The sequence below is a fragment of the Methanosarcina sp. genome (genome assembly GCF_035390745.1).
Lineage (GTDB): Archaea > Halobacteriota > Methanosarcinia > Methanosarcinales > Methanosarcinaceae > Methanosarcina.
The window spans coordinates 12,443-30,407 of sequence record NZ_DAOOUJ010000022.1 but is presented as its reverse complement, the minus strand read 5'-3'; the positions used below and the strand labels follow the sequence as shown (position 1 = coordinate 30,407).

Here is a 17,965-nt window from a genome sequence, read left to right as displayed (position 1 = left end):
TTTACTCCAGATTTTTGTTTTTACTATGTTTCTGGATCAGTACACCCGCTCTCAATAAGCTTTCAAAGGTTCCTGCATCACTCCAGAAACCATCAAGAATACGGTACTCCATAGTTCCATTGTTAACAAAATAATTGTTGACATCAGTAATTTCAAGTTCTCCTCGCGCAGAGGGTTTGAGAGTTTTAATGATCTTAAATACATTATTGCTATAGATATAAAGACCTGTAACTGCAAAACTGCTTTTAGGCTCCCTCGGTTTTTCTTCGATTCCGATCACTTTATCACCATTCAGCTCCGCAACTCCGAACCTGTGGGCATCCGGGACTTTTTTCAAGAAAATTTTGGCACCGCCTTTAAAGTTTTCGACATCCGCTTTAATATTATCCTGAAAAATATTGTCCCCAAGAATTACAGCCACATCCTCATCATCAGCAAAATTTTCAGCAAGCCCCAGTGCCTGTGCAATTCCCCCAGCTTCTTCCTGAATCTCATAAGTAAACTTAACTCCAAGATCTGCACCCGACCCCAGGAGCTCGAGAAAATGCCCTGCATGTCCTCTGCCGGATACGATCATGATCTCTTTAATCCCTGCATCGACAAGAGTCTGGATGGGATAGAATATCATCGGCTTATCATAAACTGGCAAAAGATGTTTATTTGTAACCTTGGTCAGGGGATAGAGTCTGCTGCCCGTTCCGCCTGCGAGTATTACGCCTTTCATTTGTTTCTCTCCTTCATATAAGCTTTTAGTGCTTCTTTCCAGTGTCTCATGGGCTCAGTTTTAGTGTTTACAAGGACTGAGTATTTTGGGCGTTTTGCTTTCCGTGGAAATTCCTCACTTGTACATGGAACAGCGTTATCTATAACAGCAGATGCAAACTCATACCAGGAGCATACACCATCATTTGTTAAATGATATATTCCTGTTTCAAGTTCAATAATATCCTTAATCTTATTTGCAAGGTCCACTGTATAGGTGGGTTTCCCAAACTGGTCGTTTACTACCTTAACTTTATCCATCTGAGAAGATAATTTCAACATTGTCTCCACGAAATTTCTTCCGTGGATGCCAAAAAGCCAGGAAATCCTGATGATCCTGTAGTCCGCAGTATTCTCTGCAATCTTCTGTTCTCCAAGAAGTTTCGACTTGCCATATACGTTAATAGGATCTGGAGTATCAGACTCAATGTACTCATTTCTTGACCCGTCGAATACGTAATCGGTACTGAAGTGAACAAGTGTTGCCCCTATTTTACTGCAGGCTTCGGCAATATATCCGGGACCGTACCCGTTAACCTGAAATGCCAGATCCCGGTTGTCTTCACATCCATCCACATCGGTATAAGCAGCTGCATTAATCACAATATCTGGTTTTATCCTTTGAATAGACTCCAGAACCTGTTCTCTATTTGTTATATCAAGCTCTCTGTGAGCCAGTTTAACAGCATCAGGAAACACTTTGCAGAGGTCAGTCCCGAGCATCCCGCCAGAACCGATAATCAGTGTTTTAATGGCTCCCACCACCACCGGTTTTCAACATACCATTTAACTGTCTGCTCAAGAGCGGTGTCAAAATCATACTTCGGTTTCCAGCCCATCTTCTCCAGTTTGCTGCCGTCAAGGGAATAGCGGAAGTCATGACCTTTTCTGTCCTGAACGTACTCGATTGAGGATTCGTCTTTGCCAAGCATTTTCAGGAGCCGATGAGTAATCTCGAGGTTTGTAAGCTCGTTACCTCCATCGATATTATAGATTTCTCCATTAATTCCGTTGTGAAGGACAAAATCTACTGCAGAGCAGTGGTCTTCAACATAGATCCAGTCCCGGATGTTCAGGCCTGTGCCGTATACTGGAACTTTCTTTCCTTCCATTAACCTGCTGATGAAAAAAGGAATCAGTTTTTCAGGATACTGGTAAGGACCAAAGTTATTAGTACATCTCGTAATGCAGACAGGCAGTCCGTAGGTTGTGTAATAAGACATTGCAAGGAGATCCGAACCTGCCTTGCTTGAAGAATAAGGGCTTGAAGGATTCAGTTTATCGTTTTCAGTAAAAGATCCCTCTTTTATACTGCCGTATACCTCATCAGTTGAAACATGAATGAATTTCTTGATGTTGTTTGCAAGAGCACTCTGGAGAAGAGTGTTTGTACCGAGCACATTTGTCCTTACAAAAACCGACCCGTCTTCAATTGAGCGGTCAACATGGCTCTCGGCTGCGAAATGAACTACATGATCCACTTTTTTCATTACTTCATTTACGATGACAGGATCACAGATGTCGCCTTTGACAAAAGAGTAGTTCGGGTTATTCTCTATATCTTTGAGGTTTGCTGGATTCCCGGCGTAAGTCAGTTTGTCAAGATTTATAATCTTATAATGCGGGTATTTTTCCAGCATATAACGGATGAAATTGCTGCCTATGAATCCGCAGCCTCCTGTTACCAGCAGTTTCAAATAAGTCACCTCTGCAAAAAATACATTACGATAATACATAAACTGTATTAAAACATAAAGATTTGTGCATTAAAAATTCATCCTTGCATTTTCAAATTTTGGGAGCAGCAGATCTTTAGAAGACACTTTTATGTCGGCATCCTTTACTTTCCAGTTGATATTCAATGAAGGATCATTGTAAATAATTCCTGCTTCAGCTTCAGGATGGTAGTATTCATCACACTTGTATGCAAAAACTGCTGTTTCACTCAGTACAGAGAAACCGTGGGCAAAACCTTTCGGAATAAGAAACTGCCTCTTGTTTTCGCCTGAAAGTTCAACCCCGACCCATTTGCCAAAAGTAGGGGAACTTTTCCTTAAATCCACGGCAACGTCATATACCTTTCCCTGGAGGACCCTGACAAGTTTCGTCTGACTGAAAGGAGCCAGCTGATAGTGCAGCCCGCGGATAACTCCATAAGAGGACTTTGACTCATTGTCCTGGACAAAAGTGTATTCACTTCCGATAAGAGGATCCAGTTTCATTTTATTGTAGCTCTCAAAAAAGTAGCCCCTCTCGTCTCCAAAGACATCAGGTTCGATAATGAAGAGGTCGTTTATTTCAGTATTTATTATTTTCATCCTTTTTCCTCATTTTCTGCCATATACATCATCAAACCTGACAATGTCCTCTTCATCCACAAGCTCTCCTAACTGCACCTCAATAATCTCAAGAGGGACTTTTCCGGGATTAGACAGCCTGTGTTTTTGTCCGGCTCTGATGAACGTGCTTTCTCCTGGCCTGAGGAAGAACTGCCTTCCGTCAACCTCCACGCATGCCATGCCTTTTACAACAACCCAGTGCTCACTCCTGTGGTAATGTAATTGAAGGCTCAGCTTATGGTCCGAGAGTACAGTGATATTCTTAATTTTGTGCCCTGGAGATGCGTCAAGCAGAGTATATGAACCCCAGGGCCTGTAGACTGTTTGCCCGACAAAAGCCCGTTCATCTTTTCTGCCTTTCAGCTCGGTGACTATTTCTTTTACTTTCTGGCTGCTGGATTTGGGACAGATTAACAGGGCATCGCTGGTGTCAACGACAACCATGTCCTTAACATCAATCAGGGAAACAATTTTACCGCATTTAGAATATACCAGATTCCCATCTGAGTTAAGAAGCACAGGGTCACATTCATGGATTACATTTCCTACAGAATCTTTTTCCAGTTCGTCATAAATTGCAGCAAAGTTTCCAAGGTCACTCCATTTCTGGTCGAGCCTTACAACCGCAACTTTATCGGATTTCTCCATTATGCCGTAGTCAATGGAGACGTTATCCACACAATCATAAATTTCGTTAATATCTCTACCTTTCTCAAAGCAGTCATAAACCGAAGGAGCATGTTTTTTTACTTCTTCAAAAAAGAGCCGGGTCTCAAAGAGGAACATTCCGCTGTTCCAGAGGCAGCCCTCTTCCATGTATTTCTGTGCGGTTTCAAAATCAGGCTTTTCTCTGAATTCCGATACCCTGTAACCAGGCCCGCAGGCTTCTGCGGCTTTAATATAGCCGTATCCCGTGTGAGGGAACGTAGGGACTACACCGAAGGTGACCAGATAATCCGAAGCCAGCTTTTCAGCTGAAGAAATCGTTTCCATTGCAGTTTTATCAAGTACATGGTCTGAGGAGAACACTCCTACAACAGAATTCCCGAATTTTTTTTCAATTTCTTTCATCCCAAAGAAAATTGCAGGAAGGGTGTTCTTGCCTTCAGGCTCAATCAGAACATTTTCAGGAGGGAGGGAGTATCCAATCTCTTTGATCTGCCCTATCACGAAAAATTTCTGGGCTTCGTTTGTTACAACAAAAATCTCTGAAATACCTGAAATCTCAAGACATCGAAGCACCGTCTCCTGAAAAAGTGAAGTGGCACCGAATTTTAAAAATTGTTTGGGATACATTTCCCGGCTGAGAGGCCAGAGTCTTGTTCCCGAGCCGCCGGCAAGAATTATCGACTTAATCCTGTCATCTCCTTTAAGTATTGATAAAATCCATCTAACGTATGTATACGCCACTCTCTATTAATAAATAGATTTTTCTGAAGTAGCAAAGTTTTTGAGATAATTTCTGGACCAAACATAATAAATCAGATACTGGAACCTTAAAACATGATTTTCAAGCAATATATAAAGAAGCCGTTAAATAAGCTTTTCCCGATGCTTATGAAATAAAAAGCATATGTTAAAAAGCATATGTTAAAAAACGCTCATGATATTCTTCGAATAACATGCTCAAAAAACGCACCTCATATTCTTCGAATAACATGCCCAAAGAATGAAAGTACTTTAGAGCACTTTCATGCCAAAGGAAAAAACAAAAAAATTAAAAAGTAAGAAACAACTGTTTACTTGCACGTGTCAAGAAGACCTTTCTTTTTTCCCCCTCTCTGTTCAGAGGGGTGTATTGGCTCAACTTTAGCTTCTTCAACGCTTTTCACTTCTTCCTTAAGAAGCTCCTTTTTCTCTTCCTCATCATACTTATCGCAACTTACAAGAGGCTTTTTCTTGTGTTCTGGCATATCTTCAACTCCCCTAATCAGCTTAACTTCAAAAAATATTATGCATATACATCAGGTTTTAATCCAACATTCCAGGATCCGGTTAACCTTTGAAGGACTCCCAATTTTCAGGCCTTGCAGGATTATATTTTCAACAATCCTTAATTTATGGGATTTTAAGACAGATTATCAGATCCCTTCACGGCGAGCAAACAGTCTCTTGAGTAGAATATCTTGATTTGCCTTTGAACCGTATGGTTCTATTTCATGCCCCTGCGTTCTCTTTTCTTTCATCCCTCCTTTCTACTATTCCCGGCTAAAAAGGATATGGGAAATTTGCCCCTAATTTTATTATACCCACCAGATTTATTAAATTTTTGTAGAAAGGACAGGAAATCAGAAAAAATCCTGCTCGTTTTCGGACATAAAGTCAAAAAAGCAGGCATTTTTAAGTTAACCAGAAAGATAATGCAATACAGGCAGAATAATTGAAACCATCTGGGAGAATATATATCCCATTAATCAGTATAAGGAGAACGTCCACGCGGAAAGGTAAAGGGACAAAAATTTTCACAAAGCTCAGTTACATTTAAATTTACCCTATCATTTGTTCAGAAGATATGCTTTTACTCAGGAAAATGTGATCTTATGGCATATAGAATACTGGAAAAGGAAGAAATTGCTCCATCGGTGCATAAAATGGTAATAGTTGCTCCTGATGTGGCAAAGGCTGCAAAAGCCGGACAGTTCATAATCCTCAGGATTGATGAAAGGGGGGAAAGAGTTCCTCTTACAATTGCTGATTTTGAGAGAGAGACAGGCACGGTTACTGTAATTTTTCAAGAAATGGGCAAAACCACAAAGCAGCTTGCAAAGCTTTCTGCAGGCGATTCCCTTGAAGATTTTGTCGGACCCCTGGGAACTCCTGCTGATGTTAGAAAGCTCGGTACTGTGATTCTTGTAGGAGGAGGAGTAGGTGTTGCCCCTATTTACCCTCAGGCAAAGGCTTATGTAAATGCGGGCAACAGGGTAATTTCAATTATCGGAGCCCGAAATAAAGATCTCCTGATCCTTGAAGAAGAGATGAAAAAAGCCAGTTCCGAACTGTACATAGCAACCGATGACGGGTCAAAAGGGCACCACGGATTTGTGACAGATATTATGAAAAAGATTCTGGACAGCGGCGAGAAGGTTGCAAGAGTTGTAATCATAGGTCCCCCGATTATGATGAAGGTAGGGGCAGGGGTTGCTTCCCCCTATGACGTGGAAATTCTTGTCAGCCTGAATTCCATAATGGTGGACGGAACAGGGATGTGCGGAGGCTGCAGGGTTACTGTCGGTGGAGAAACGAAGTTTACCTGCGTTGACGGCCCTGAGTTTGATGCGAGAAAAGTCGATTTCGTCCAGCTTATGAACAGGCTTGCAATGTACCGCGGCGAAGAAGCAAAAGCTGTGGAAAAGTACGAAGAGGAGTGCAGGTGCGGACTGCACTGAGAAGGAGGGGATGAAAAATGCAAGAATTACACGGAGAAAAACCGGGAAAAGCAAAGAAAGAAAGAACCCCTATGCCAGAGCAGCCTGCAGAGGAGCGCAGAAAGAACTTCAATGAAGTAGCCCTCGGCTACACAAAAGAAGATGCCCTTGCCGAAGCTTCCAGATGCCTTTCCTGCAAAGACCCAAAATGTGTTGAAGGCTGCCCTGTGAATGTTGATATCCCGGGCTTTATTAAACTGGTCTGTGAGGAGAACTTTGAAGGAGCTATCGAGAAAATCAAAGCCACAAACGCCCTTCCTGCAATCTGCGGTCGCGTCTGCCCCCAGGAGACACAGTGTGAAGCCCTCTGCGTACTCGGAAAGAAAGGACAGCCTGTTGCAATAGGGAGGCTTGAGCGTTTCTGCGCAGACTACGAGCGCGAAAAAGGCGTAAAGTCTCCTGAGGTCATGCCTCCCACAGGCAAGAAAGTAGCAGTTGTGGGGTCCGGTCCTGCAGGGCTTACTGCCGCAGCAGACCTGGCAAAACTCGGGCACAAAGTGACAATCTTTGAGTCTCTGCATAAAGCAGGAGGAGTTCTGAGTTACGGCATCCCCGAGTTCAGGCTGCCAAAAGAAATCGTTCGGCAGGAAGTGGAGTACATCAAAAAACTCGGTGTTGAGGTCAAGCCCAATTATATCATAGGCAGGATCAAGACCCTGGACGAACTCTGCGATGAGTTCGATGCCGTTTTCCTCGGCACCGGCGCAGGGCTTCCCAATTTCATGGGAATTGAAGGCGAAAACTTAAACGGTGTATATTCCGCAAACGAATTTCTTACCCGCGTGAACCTCATGAAAGCCTATGACCCTGAATATGATACAAAGGTCAGGCAGGGAAAGCATGTTGTGGTGGTAGGTGGCGGAAATGTGGCAATGGATTCTGCCCGCTCTGCTCTCCGCCTGGGCGCCGATGAAGTGAGCATAGTCTACCGCCGCGGAGAAGACGAGATGCCAGCCCGCCGTGAAGAGATCGAGCACGCCAAAGAAGAAGGCATCACCTTCAGACTTCTTACAAACCCTGTCCGCATCCTTGGTGACGAGAAGTTCAACGTTACAGGCGTCGAGTGCATAAAAATGGAGCTTGGTGAGCCAGATAAGTCAGGAAGGAGAAGCCCTGTCCCTGTAGAAGGCTCGGAATTCGTTGTGCCGGCAGACGTTGTGGTTATTGCGATAGGCACCTCTCCAAACCCGATAATTTTCAAAGGCTCGGAAGGACTTGAGCAGAACAAAAAAGGAACTGTCGTTGCCGACGAAGAGACCGGAGCAACCTCCAAGTGCGGGGTCTTTGCCGGCGGAGATGTTGTAACAGGCGCGGCAACCGTGATCAGTGCGATGGGCGCAGGCAAAAAGGCGGCAAAGGCAATTGATGAGTATTTGAAAGAAAAGTAAAAACAGTGAAAATAACAGGAAGGTAATGAGATAAAAGAAAACTGAAAAAAATATTCTGTTACTACTTTTATCTCATCCTTTATTTATGACTTTGTTTTAACTGTTTGCTCAAAAGCTAGGAATTTTATCAAACTCTTTTTCAGCCTGAGAATAACGGTCTTTTTCCATATACCTGCAACCGGCTTCAAGGTGTGGTAAGTCTTCTTCAAGCTGTGTCAAAACTCCACATATTTCGATGGCTCCCATGGAAACTTCTGAATACTCCGAATCTTTCAGTTTCTCCAAAATAGCATGAGATTCTGAAAACTGATCGGAATCTTTCCCAAATTCGTTAGCAGCTTTATTCCATTTCTCAGCCTCAGCATATTCTAGTCCATTTGAAAAATACTCAAGCCCGTCCATATATGGGTATATTCCGCTCATCATCTTTCTTAATTCGCTGTGCATAGTTTCGCTGGCTTCCAGATCTTTTCTCAACAGAATAATAGAACTCTTTTGCTCTATCGGTACTGACTCTGGATCGATCGTAAAGACTTTTTCTTTTGCCGAGATTGATGAAGCAGCAGACTCGTTTAAAGCTTCATTCACTAAATCAAGTTCTTTTCTGCTCAGGTTGAATTCTTTTGAAGATGCATATGCCATGGATTTATCTAAGTGTTCCATAGCTGTAATCAGACTCTCCAGAGAATGAACCCTATCCAGACCGCCTTCAGCTAGAGTTTTATACGTCTCAATGTACTGAATTTCCTCCTCATAATCCGAAGAGGCATTATTGAGAATCTTTAAGGCTTCCTCAAAATCAATCTCTGAGGCATTCAGATTCATTTTTGCATTAGTATAGGTGCCCGACTCTATGTCCTGTCTTACAGACATAATTCGAGTCTCAGCACTGTTGATAAGTGAAAAAGAAGTATTGATTTCGTCTGCAGCAGAAACTTTATTCTCTACCTCCGCAGCAGAAGCTTCGTTCTCCACGCATCCGGAAAAAAGTTATCAATAAAATTCCAAGAAGACCCAGACAGCTTTTACACATGATTATTTTCTTTCTTACCCCCATGTTTCTCAACCCCAGGTAATTTTGAATGCTCTCATTGGAAAATATTATTTAAGAATAGGATAAAATTGAGACACAACGGAGATAAACTTTTCCATTAAAAACTATACTTCACGATAAATAAAGAGGCTAGTTATTATAAAGTCTGGTAAAGTAAATTGAAATGAGTTATTGGGATCAAAGACTTTCCAGCACTACTTTCAAGAGTATAATTAAAGCAACTATCAGAAAAAGAGTCCAGACAAGTGGTAGAAGGATCCGGAGCAAGAAATACAGTATTATCGCTATCAAAATTAATTGAACTAAAGAAAGTTTCCTTCTTCCTACACGCATGAAGCGACGATTTAATCCGTGAGCCATGTTATAACCTTCTACACTTCTCTTTTGTATATGTTTACTTTTCTCTTATTATATTTTTTGTCCTTTTGAGAACATTTTCTGAAAATCTAATGACATCGACCTATATTAATTAAAAATAGAGTGATTTATCCGAAATATGGCAGGTAACAGGTCAGGATTAGGAAAATTCAGTAGCAGGTCTGCTGGGAATCGAACCCAGGTTCGGAGCTCCGGAGGCTCCAGTGATATCCTCTACACCACAGACCTATTATGAAAAGCTCTGATCAGTTAACTGATTCATAAGGCTGCAGTCAGTTAACTGGCTGTTTATAGTGCTAAATAGCTTATAAATTTAATCCTCAATCAGAGCACAAACATTTCAAAATTTCCACAAAAGTTTCAAAACAGTTACTGGCATCCCAAAATCAATTTGCTGAACTAAAAGATCTTTTTGCTGATGAGAATTACCAGAATTTACAGAATTAATATAACTTCCTGTCATACCTGCGAAATGCAGGTGTTATATTGAAAAATAATGAAAGATGTTTTTCTCGCCTCCCCTTGCACCTGAAACTCCACACCTGCCTGCACTACAGGTGGGGAATTCCAGCATTGCAAGTTCATGCAATAGATTTAGGAGGCGTTTTCTATTTTTGCGTCTGTTCGCAAGACATATTATATGTACGAGGAGCTTATATTTAATACTTTTCTTTGATTTCATAATATTTAATGTTATGAAAGTTATTTTTTGTATGATCAAATGAAAGAAAAGATATCATCCGGGGGAATGTATGAAGAAATACCAGTATGAGACATAACCAGCATCAATAACTGCAGTCAACTATAACGAAAGCCGATCAAAAGTGGATTTTTTCCGGAATGGTTAAAAAATCCCCGAATTTTTTGCTGGATTCTGAGCTTATTCTTCCCATTTCTGCCTATACTTTTCTTCAAATACAAGTTCAGACAGGGGTTTCCTTGCAGAACTGCGTTTTCCGGGAGCGGGTTCTCCGATAGCAAGCACTGCCATGAGTTCGAGTGCTGACGGGCAGCCCAGGATTGAATTAACCTTTTCACTCTGGTTAAGGATCTCGCCCAGCCAGACCGCGCCCAGGCCGAGTTCACAGCAGGAGAGGAGCATGTTCTGAATGGAAGCCCCTATTGACTGAACATCTTTTGTCCTGCTGTAAGAATGTTCGTTATCCAGAAAAACTGCAATAAGGAGGGGAGCTCCTGCCACGATGCCGGAATAATGGGTGCATTCCGAGAGCTTCTGGATAGTATCAGGATCTCTGACAACAACAAAGCGCCAGGGCTGGTTGTTCAAACCTGAAGGAGCCCAGCGGCCTGCATTGAGGATTGTGTTGATTTCGTCCTTGCTGACTGGTCTGTTTTTAAACTCACGGACACTCCGCCGAGTCAAAATGGTTTCAATGACTTTGTTTTCTCCTGATTCTGGCATAGTTTGTCTCCAAACTGAGTTTTCAATTTCAGATTTGTGAGTATTCGGTTAAAATATTACATTAAATTATGAAACTTTAACGCACACGGGAAAGTAAATCCAACCAGAAAACTGGAAAAATCGATGAATAATGGTCAAAAAGTGCATTAAGAAAAATATGTAGCCGGATAAGCCAGTAACCTGGGAAAAGTTATAAAAAAAGAGCCTGCCAGGCCTATATTAACTGACCTGGCTGAAAAAAAAGAATAATTTCACGCTCAGTCGTCATCAATTTTCTTGTTGAGCCAGGGGATGTTTGCGCGGATCTGTTTTCCAACAACCTCAAGCGGGTGTTCCTTTTCCTGGCGCTCCATGGCTTTAAGCACAGGGTGGTTGACCAGGCCTTCGAGAACGAACTCTTTTGCGAACTCGCCGTTCTGGATCCTCTCAAGGGCTTCGTACATGGCTTCACGGGACTCTTCATTGATGATTTTCGGGCCAACGGTCATGCCACCGTACTCAGCAGTGTTGGAAACGGAGTGCCACATTCTCTCAAGTCCGCCTTCGTAGATCAGGTCCACAATGAGTTTGACTTCGTGGCAGGTTTCGAAGTAAGCCATTTCGGGCTGGTATCCTGCTTCCACAAGTACCTCAAAAGCTGTTTTAATAAGTGAGGCAAGCCCTCCGCAGAGGTCAACCTGTTCTCCGAAAAGGTCGGTTTCGGTCTCTTCACGGAAAGTGGTCTCGTAAACCCCTGCTCTTGTTGCGCCTATGCCCTTGGCATAAGAGAGAGCAAGATCTCTGGCTTTTCCGGTTGCGTCCTGATAAACTGCAATCAGACCAGGAACTCCGATGCCTTCGGTGTAGGTCCTCCTGACAATATGTCCCGGACCTTTGGGGGCAACCATGAAGACGTCAACATCCTTTGGAGGCACTATCTGGTTGTAGTGGATATTGAAACCGTGGGCAAAAACAAGAGCATCCCCGGCTTTCAGGTTGGGCTCGATCTGGGAATAGTAAACAGATGCCTGCTTTTCATCAGGAAGAAGGATCATGATAACGTCTGCAGCTTTTGCAGCTTCTTCCACAGTCATGACCTTCAGACCGTCAGATTCAGCCTTTGCCCAGCTGGAGCTGCCTTTCCTGAGGCCGACAACAACATTGAGCCCGGATTCGTGAAGGTTTCTGGCGTGGGCATGGCCCTGGCTTCCGTAACCCATTATTGCGATGGTCTTATCCTTAAGTGCATCAAAAGTAGTTTCATCGTCATAAATTATCGTTGCCATTCTTGATTCTCCTTATTGATCTTCTAATAAATTCTCCTTTATTCCTTGAGAAGTAATAATTTAGCTGGTAATTTAATTTCAGGACTTAATTTTTGGATTCAATTTTTCTAATTGGATTCCCTGTGTTATTTGAGGGGGATTCAGATTTACAAACAATAAATCTCCCTGGAATTAAATGATTTTCGAAAAAATCACTGTCTTTGGGCCCGGGAGGTCTTTTAAAGCGAAAGAGAGGCCGGAAACCCGGAGCTTTTTTAAGAAGACCTTTAGAAATTGAAAAGGCTTCCGGCTGCCCCAATCTGTAAAAAATAATTGAGCAGCTACCTCTCTTTACCTATCCTTAATATTTAAACCTTCTTTGGTCCGCGCACCATTGCAATCTTGCCTGTTCTGACCATTTCCTTGATCCCGAACTGGCGGAGAAGTTTTTCGATTGCCTGAATCTTATTTTCGTCGCCGGTTACCTCGACTGTCATGGACTTGGGGGCAACATCCACAATCCTTGCCCTGAAGATGTTGGCAATCTGCATAATCTCTGACCTTGTGTCCACATCAGCTGCGACCTTAATAAGGGCAAGTTCCCGCTCAACTGCATCATCAGCCCCGATATCCGAGACCTTGATAACATCTATGAGCTTGTTGAGCTGCTTTGTTACCTGCTCGAGAACATGGTCGTCCCCATGCACAACAATTGTTATCCTCGAGATGTCAGGATCTTCGGTAACTCCCACTGCAAGACTGTCGATATTGTATCCGCGTCTTGAGAAAAGCGAAGCAACTCTCGAGAGCACACCTGACTTATTTTCCACAAGGACTGCAAGTGTATGTTTCATCAGTGTTCCTCCAGGTCAATGATCTCGTTAATTGCAGCCCCTGCCGGAACCATTGGATAGACATTTGCTTCGCACTCGACAATAACTTCAACAACTGCCGGTCTTCCGGACCTGACAGCCTCTTCAATTGCAGGCCTGACTTCAGACGGTCTTTCTGCACGCAGACCCAGGGCTCCGTATGCTTCGGCAAGCTTTACGAAGTCAACACTGCCCTTGATGAAGGTGTAGGAATACCTCCTGTCATAGAAGAGTTCCTGCCACTGCCTGACCATGCCCAGATAGCCGTTGTTCAGTATCACGTTAACAACCGGGATATCGTTCTGGACCACAGTTGCAAGCTCCTGGGAGTTCATCTGGAAAGAGCCGTCTCCTGCGATATTGATAACAGTTTTATCCGGCCTGCCGACCTTGGCTCCCATAGCTGCAGGGAATCCGTATCCCATTGTGCCCAGCCCGCCTGAAGTAAGGAAGGTTCTGGGTTTGCTGTATTTGAAGAACTGGGCAGCCCACATCTGGTGCTGTCCGACTTCGGTAACTATGATAGCGTCCCTGCAGGCTTCGGAGACCTGCTCAATAACAAACTGCGGCATTATAGTATCCTGGGACTTCCTGTAAGTGAGAGGATACTCTTTCTTCCACTGGTTTACTTTTTCAATCCATTCCTCTGACTTGCAGCGCTGGACATATTTATTCAGGGATTTGAGCACCTGCTTTGCGTCTCCGACAATGGGGACATGCACCTTTACATTCTTGGAAATCTCGGCAGGATCAACATCAATATGGATAATCCTGGCATTGGGGGCAAATGACTCGATTTTGCCGGTTACACGGTCGTCAAACCTTGCTCCCACAGCAATGATAAGGTCGGACTCCTGAATCGCATAGTTTGCGTACTTGCACCCGTGCATTCCCAGCATTCCGACATAAAGTGGGTGTTCGGTCGGGATAGAGCTTATGCCCATAAGTGTGGTTGTAACCGGAGCCATAATGGTTTCGGCAAGCTCAACGAGTTCTGCACTTGCGTTCGAGCTGATCACTCCTCCTCCTGCGTAGATAATAGGCCTGCAGGAGTTTGCGATCTCTTCGGCAGCGCGTTTGATCTGCTGGGTATTTCCTTTGTAAGTTGGCTTATAGCCTCTAAGCTCTACCCTGTCAGGATACTGTAAGTCGATCTCTGTATTCTGTACATCCTTTGGAAGGTCAATTAATACCGGGCCAGGCCTTCCGGTAGATGCTATGTGGAAGGCTTCTTTTACAATCCTCGGGATATCTTCTGCTTTCTGCACGAGATAGTTGTGCTTGGTAATCGGCTGAGTAATGCCCGTAATGTCTGCTTCCTGGAAAGCATCGTTTCCTATAAGGGAGGTTGGTACCTGGCCGGTTAAGGCTACAATTGGCACTGAGTCCATATATGCAGTGGCAATGCCTGTTACCAGGTTGGTTGCTCCGGGACCTGAAGTGGATACACAGACTCCGGTCTTTCCAGTAGCACGGGCGTACCCGTCCGCAGCATGAGCCGCTGCCTGTTCGTGGCGTACTAATATGTGGTGCAAGTCTGAATCATAGAGTTCATTGTAGAAAGGAATGATCTGCCCTCCGGGGTATCCGAAGAGAGTGTCAACTCCTTCTTTTTCGAGGCACTTTATAAGCGCCTTTGCACCATTGACTTTTTCTGTTGACCCGGTTGTCATTATTTATCTCCTTATTTATTTCCTGAGATCTGGTCTAACTGGACACTCACATTTCAGATGAGACCTATCCAGTCAGGGTGTGTTAATAAGAAATACTATATTATCTATCTTACCTTTCATATCCACACTTTTTTGACTGCGAATTTTGCAAATATATCATAATCAATCATGTTATATATGGATAAGGGTTTCTCCGACTTTTCAAAGCGCCATAGACCCCGATTTCAAAAATTTCTTCAAACAGAAAAAAGAGAGGACAGAAAAGTCCTCCTGAGAAACCTTTGAAGTTCCACGTCCTTTTATTAATTACTCTTCCCGGATAAGGCGGTTCAGCCCGTTCATTACAGCTTCTACGGAAGCCATGATAATGTCCGTTCTTGCCCCACTTGCGGTAATCGACTTGCCTTCCTTGGAAAGCTTTACCCTTACCTCTACAAGGGCATCGGTCCCGCCGGTAACCGCATCCACATGGTACTCTTCAAGAATGACGTCTTCAGCACAGGAACTTACAGCTCTACGGATAGCATTGATTACTGCATCCACAGGCCCGTTTCCGATCCCTGCCTGTACGATCTCCCTGTCTTTTACATTGAGTTTTATGGAAGCGGTTGGAGTCACACGGTTTCCGGATACGATGGTGAACTCTTCTAATTTTACCAGAGGTTCTTTGTAGATATCAAGCACAGTCTCTGCAATGGTCTGCAGGTCAGCATCTGTAACATGTTTTCCCTGGTCGCCCATCTGTTTGACCCTGTTGAAAATCTCTTCCGTCTGAGCCTCATCAGCCTCAAGCCCCATCTCCTTTAAAGCAAGGGCAACAGAGCTTCTTCCAGCGTGTTTTCCAAGCACGATCTGGCGCTGCCGCCCAATATATTCAGGGCTCATCGGCTCATAGGTAGCCTTGTCAGCCAGAAGCCCGTGCACATGAATCCCTGCTTCGTGAGTGAAGGCATTTCCTCCCACAAGGGCTTTATTGGGTGAGACTGGAACCCCGGTAAGGCGGCTTACAAGCCTTGAAGTTCGGTATATCTGCTCGTGCTTGATGCCGGTGTCATATTTGTACAGCCACTCAAGGCACATTACGACTTCTTCAAGAGAGGCGTTTCCGGCTCTTTCCCCTAAACCGTTAATTGTCACATGAGCCTGTTTTGCTCCTGCCGCCAGCGCAGCGACTGTGTTTGCAGTAGCTAAACCAAAGTCGTTGTGGCAGTGAATGCTGATAGGGGCTTTCAGGGAAGAAGACAGGTCCCGGAAGATTTCAGTGGTTTTTTCAGGAACCAGAAGACCTACGGTATCGCAAAAGCATAACCTGTCAGCTCCGGCATCGATCCCGTCGGAATAAATGGCTTTTAAGAAGTCAAGGTCTGCCCTCGAAGCATCCTCGCCGCTGAGTTCCACAATCAGCCCGTGGTCTTTAGCATACTCGGTTACATCGGCTGCAATTTGCCTTACTGCATCCCTGTCCTTTTTGATTTTCGTCCTGATGTGCAGGTCAGAAACCGGAGTTACAAGGTGGATTGAGTCGACATCGCACTCAAGAGCGTGGTCAACGTCCGTTTTTACAATCCTGCAGTAGCTGCAGATCTCGGCATTAAGCCCGGCATTCGCTACAGCCTTGATTGATTCCCTTTCACCTGCGGAAGTAATTGCAGAGCCTGCCTCGATTACATTGACCTTCATCTCATCAAGGGCCCGGGCAATTAAGAGCTTCTTCTCTCTGGTCAGGGCTACGCCAGGTGTTTGTTCACCGTCTCTCAAAGTAGTATCCAGAAAGCGGATGTTTTCGAATAATATAATCCCTCAGTTTTGGCTTTTTCTTGGGTAGATTGGTTCTACAAAACAGGGAAATATAGTATTGCTACTATTTTATATAATTGCACCCTATTTTGCAAACCACATTTTGCGGTATATATGTTACATATATTTATCTCAGAAGCGTGGTTCTATCCGGAATATTCCCGAACTTACCCCGAGTTTTCTGAAACTTCTCTCCAATAGGTAGACCATAGTATTTTTAGTTTCCAGTTAACAATAAATATAACTTTTTAAAAAAAAGAAAGTACAGAAGCCGGTTTAACCCCTGAATCCAGAAACTGAAAAAATAGCAAAACAGAGTTGAGAGGAGAACACACCAATCCGCAAGAGCAGCAGATGAAGGCTCTCCATACAGAATTACAGTTGATAGTCCCCCTTAAGGGCACTGCCATACAGGTTGAAAGCAGGAAAATCATCCTGCTATTCGCCCTGAAAATTCGCCTTAAAAAATAAAGAATGAAGGATTAGAAATATTTTTGAACTTTTTCTATTGCCTTTACGATCAGGGAAATGCATGCCTCTATATCTGCCGTATCCAGAACCTCTACAGGTGAGTGGATATAACGTGTGGCTATGCTGACCGTACCTGTAGGAATGCCCTCCTTTGTGAGGTGTATTGATGTGGCATCCGTGGTGCCGCCGGAACCTACGCCCAGCTGATAAGGAATCTTGTTTTCATCCGCGGTTTCTCTCAGCCATTTGAGAACCTGGGGATGAGCAATGAGACCTCTTCCAGATGCATCTGCTACAATGATTACGGGCCCCTTTCCCAGTTCAAGGGCTGAATCAGTTTTGCTGATACCTGGATGATCTCCCGGGATAGTGGTGTCAAGAGCTAGGGCGACATCAGGACAGATACAGAAAGCACAGGTTTTTGCTCCTTTAAGCCCCACTTCTTCCTGAACTGTGCCCACAGCATAGACATTTGCTTCGATTTTACGCTCATGAAGCCTTTTCATGACTTCAATAAGAATTACAACTCCTGCACGGTTATCAAAAGTTTTTGAAGTAACTTTCCCATTTGCAAGAGGCGCAAATACCTGGTCGATTGAAATCGGAGTGCCCATCTCGACTCCGAGGTTTCCAGCGTCCTCCCTGTCCTTTGCTCCGATGTCGATAAACATATCCTCAAGTTTCACGGGCTTTTTCCTGTCCTCATCTTTCATCACATGAGGAGGCTTGGAACCTATAACTCCATAAATTGGACCCTTTTTGCCGTGTACGATAACTCTCTGATTCAGAAGAGTCTGGTCAAACCATCCTCCGATCCCGACAAAGCGCAGGAATCCGTTTTCATCAATATATCTGACCATCAGCCCTATTTCATCCATATGAGCTGCCAGCATTATAGAAGGCCCTTTTCCCTCTTTAACAGCAATAAGGTTCCCCATAGTGTCCTCCCGCATGCTGTCAACGTAGGGCTCAAGCTCTTTTTCAAGCAGTTTCCGGACCTCTCCTTCAAAACCGGAAATTCCATGGGCATTTGTAAACTTTTCCAGAAGAGATTGAATTTCTTCAAGATTTCCACTTTTTTTAGTATTATTAGTATTATTATTCATTTTAGAAATCTCCTGAATCTTGCTATTCTGAAT

The 17,965-nt window shown here is 43.8% G+C and carries 16 protein-coding genes and 1 tRNA gene; 3 read left to right on the top strand and 14 right to left on the bottom strand.

The annotated features are described in order from the left end of the window. Position 1: 1 nt before the first annotated feature. The 6 genes from PLL47_RS07210 to PLL47_RS07185 form a co-directional block, all read right to left on the bottom strand. Positions 2 to 724 (bottom strand): sugar phosphate nucleotidyltransferase, encoded by a 723-nt coding sequence (locus PLL47_RS07210; RefSeq protein ID WP_324445510.1) that lies wholly within the window; start codon positions 722 to 724, stop codon positions 2 to 4. Then, positions 721 to 1,524: a dTDP-4-dehydrorhamnose reductase gene (gene rfbD, locus PLL47_RS07205; RefSeq protein ID WP_324445509.1), complete on the bottom strand. Its 804-nt coding sequence runs from the start codon at positions 1,522 to 1,524 to the stop codon at positions 721 to 723. The genes PLL47_RS07210 and rfbD overlap by 4 nt, the downstream gene beginning before the upstream one ends. After that, complete coding sequence (gene rfbB / locus PLL47_RS07200) at positions 1,503 to 2,459, bottom strand: dTDP-glucose 4,6-dehydratase (protein WP_324445508.1); 957 nt, start codon at positions 2,457 to 2,459, stop codon at positions 1,503 to 1,505. The genes rfbD and rfbB overlap by 22 nt, the downstream gene beginning before the upstream one ends. A 69-nt stretch (positions 2,460 to 2,528) precedes the next feature. Continuing rightward, the gene (gene rfbC / locus PLL47_RS07195; RefSeq protein ID WP_324445507.1) at positions 2,529 to 3,080 is read right to left on the bottom strand and encodes a dTDP-4-dehydrorhamnose 3,5-epimerase; all 552 of its coding nucleotides are present in this window, start codon (positions 3,078 to 3,080) and stop codon (positions 2,529 to 2,531) included. 9 nt (positions 3,081 to 3,089) lie between these two features. Continuing rightward, positions 3,090 to 4,457 (bottom strand): mannose-1-phosphate guanylyltransferase/mannose-6-phosphate isomerase, encoded by a 1,368-nt coding sequence (locus tag PLL47_RS07190; RefSeq protein WP_324445523.1) that lies wholly within the window; start codon positions 4,455 to 4,457, stop codon positions 3,090 to 3,092. 383 nt (positions 4,458 to 4,840) lie between these two features. Further along, complete coding sequence (locus tag PLL47_RS07185) at positions 4,841 to 5,014, bottom strand: hypothetical protein (RefSeq protein ID WP_324445506.1); 174 nt, start codon at positions 5,012 to 5,014, stop codon at positions 4,841 to 4,843. 627 nt (positions 5,015 to 5,641) lie between these two features. Here PLL47_RS07185 and PLL47_RS07180 point away from each other — a divergent pair. Together PLL47_RS07180 and gltA are read left to right on the top strand one after the other, a co-directional pair. After that, on the top strand, positions 5,642 to 6,487 hold the full coding sequence (locus PLL47_RS07180; RefSeq protein WP_324445505.1) for a sulfide/dihydroorotate dehydrogenase-like FAD/NAD-binding protein: 846 nt from the start codon (positions 5,642 to 5,644) through the stop codon (positions 6,485 to 6,487). Between the two features lie 17 nt (positions 6,488 to 6,504). Further along, positions 6,505 to 7,914: an NADPH-dependent glutamate synthase gene (gene gltA, locus PLL47_RS07175; RefSeq protein WP_324445504.1), complete on the top strand. Its 1,410-nt coding sequence runs from the start codon at positions 6,505 to 6,507 to the stop codon at positions 7,912 to 7,914. Between the two features lie 108 nt (positions 7,915 to 8,022). Here gltA and PLL47_RS07170 read toward each other — a convergent pair whose 3' ends face one another. The 7 genes from PLL47_RS07170 to PLL47_RS07140 all read right to left on the bottom strand — a co-directional run bounded on the left by PLL47_RS07170 (position 8,023) and on the right by PLL47_RS07140 (position 16,337). After that, the gene (locus PLL47_RS07170; protein WP_324445503.1) at positions 8,023 to 8,889 is read right to left on the bottom strand and encodes a hypothetical protein; all 867 of its coding nucleotides are present in this window, start codon (positions 8,887 to 8,889) and stop codon (positions 8,023 to 8,025) included. Between the two features lie 613 nt (positions 8,890 to 9,502). After that, positions 9,503 to 9,574: transfer RNA gene (locus PLL47_RS07165), tRNA-Arg, on the bottom strand. 652 nt (positions 9,575 to 10,226) lie between these two features. Beyond that, complete coding sequence (locus tag PLL47_RS07160; RefSeq protein WP_324445502.1) at positions 10,227 to 10,769, bottom strand: nitroreductase family protein; 543 nt, start codon at positions 10,767 to 10,769, stop codon at positions 10,227 to 10,229. 257 nt (positions 10,770 to 11,026) lie between these two features. Continuing rightward, a complete protein-coding gene (gene ilvC / locus PLL47_RS07155) occupies positions 11,027 to 12,034 on the bottom strand; it encodes a ketol-acid reductoisomerase (protein ID WP_324445501.1) in 1,008 nt (335 codons plus the stop codon). Between the two features lie 347 nt (positions 12,035 to 12,381). Continuing rightward, the gene (ilvN, locus tag PLL47_RS07150; protein ID WP_324445500.1) at positions 12,382 to 12,867 is read right to left on the bottom strand and encodes an acetolactate synthase small subunit; all 486 of its coding nucleotides are present in this window, start codon (positions 12,865 to 12,867) and stop codon (positions 12,382 to 12,384) included. Continuing rightward, complete coding sequence (locus PLL47_RS07145; protein WP_324445499.1) at positions 12,867 to 14,558, bottom strand: acetolactate synthase large subunit; 1,692 nt, start codon at positions 14,556 to 14,558, stop codon at positions 12,867 to 12,869. Before PLL47_RS07145 ends, ilvN begins: the two co-directional genes overlap by 1 nt. 306 nt (positions 14,559 to 14,864) lie before the next feature. Beyond that, positions 14,865 to 16,337, bottom strand: coding sequence for a (R)-citramalate synthase (locus PLL47_RS07140; RefSeq protein WP_502883682.1), 1,473 nt, complete (start codon positions 16,335 to 16,337; stop codon positions 14,865 to 14,867). A gap of 336 nt (positions 16,338 to 16,673) precedes the next feature. On the opposite strand from PLL47_RS07140, the gene PLL47_RS07135 reads away from it, so the two are divergent. Further along, positions 16,674 to 16,826: a hypothetical protein gene (locus tag PLL47_RS07135; protein ID WP_324445498.1), complete on the top strand. Its 153-nt coding sequence runs from the start codon at positions 16,674 to 16,676 to the stop codon at positions 16,824 to 16,826. An 11-nt stretch (positions 16,827 to 16,837) separates the two neighbouring features. Here the strand turns inward: PLL47_RS07135 and PLL47_RS07130 are convergent, their stop codons facing one another. Further along, positions 16,838 to 17,932: a M42 family metallopeptidase gene (locus PLL47_RS07130; protein WP_324445497.1), complete on the bottom strand. Its 1,095-nt coding sequence runs from the start codon at positions 17,930 to 17,932 to the stop codon at positions 16,838 to 16,840. Positions 17,933 to 17,965: the final 33 nt, after the last annotated feature.

Bases quoted from the DNA above. Each gene is read 5' to 3' on its own strand.
- PLL47_RS07130 (WP_324445497.1), bottom strand. From the start codon at position 17,932: ATGAATAATAATACTAATAATACTAAAAAAAGTGGAAATCTTGAAGAA.
- PLL47_RS07210 (WP_324445510.1), bottom strand. From the start codon at position 724: ATGAAAGGCGTAATACTCGCAGGCGGAACGGGCAGCAGACTCTATCCC.
- gltA (WP_324445504.1), top strand. From the start codon at position 6,505: ATGCAAGAATTACACGGAGAAAAACCGGGAAAAGCAAAGAAAGAAAGA.
- ilvC (WP_324445501.1), bottom strand. From the start codon at position 12,034: ATGGCAACGATAATTTATGACGATGAAACTACTTTTGATGCACTTAAG.
- PLL47_RS07160 (WP_324445502.1), bottom strand. From the start codon at position 10,769: ATGCCAGAATCAGGAGAAAACAAAGTCATTGAAACCATTTTGACTCGG.
- PLL47_RS07185 (WP_324445506.1), bottom strand. From the start codon at position 5,014: ATGCCAGAACACAAGAAAAAGCCTCTTGTAAGTTGCGATAAGTATGAT.
- rfbC (WP_324445507.1), bottom strand. From the start codon at position 3,080: ATGAAAATAATAAATACTGAAATAAACGACCTCTTCATTATCGAACCT.
- PLL47_RS07145 (WP_324445499.1), bottom strand. From the start codon at position 14,558: ATGACAACCGGGTCAACAGAAAAAGTCAATGGTGCAAAGGCGCTTATA.
- PLL47_RS07180 (WP_324445505.1), top strand. From the start codon at position 5,642: ATGGCATATAGAATACTGGAAAAGGAAGAAATTGCTCCATCGGTGCAT.
- ilvN (WP_324445500.1), bottom strand. From the start codon at position 12,867: ATGAAACATACACTTGCAGTCCTTGTGGAAAATAAGTCAGGTGTGCTC.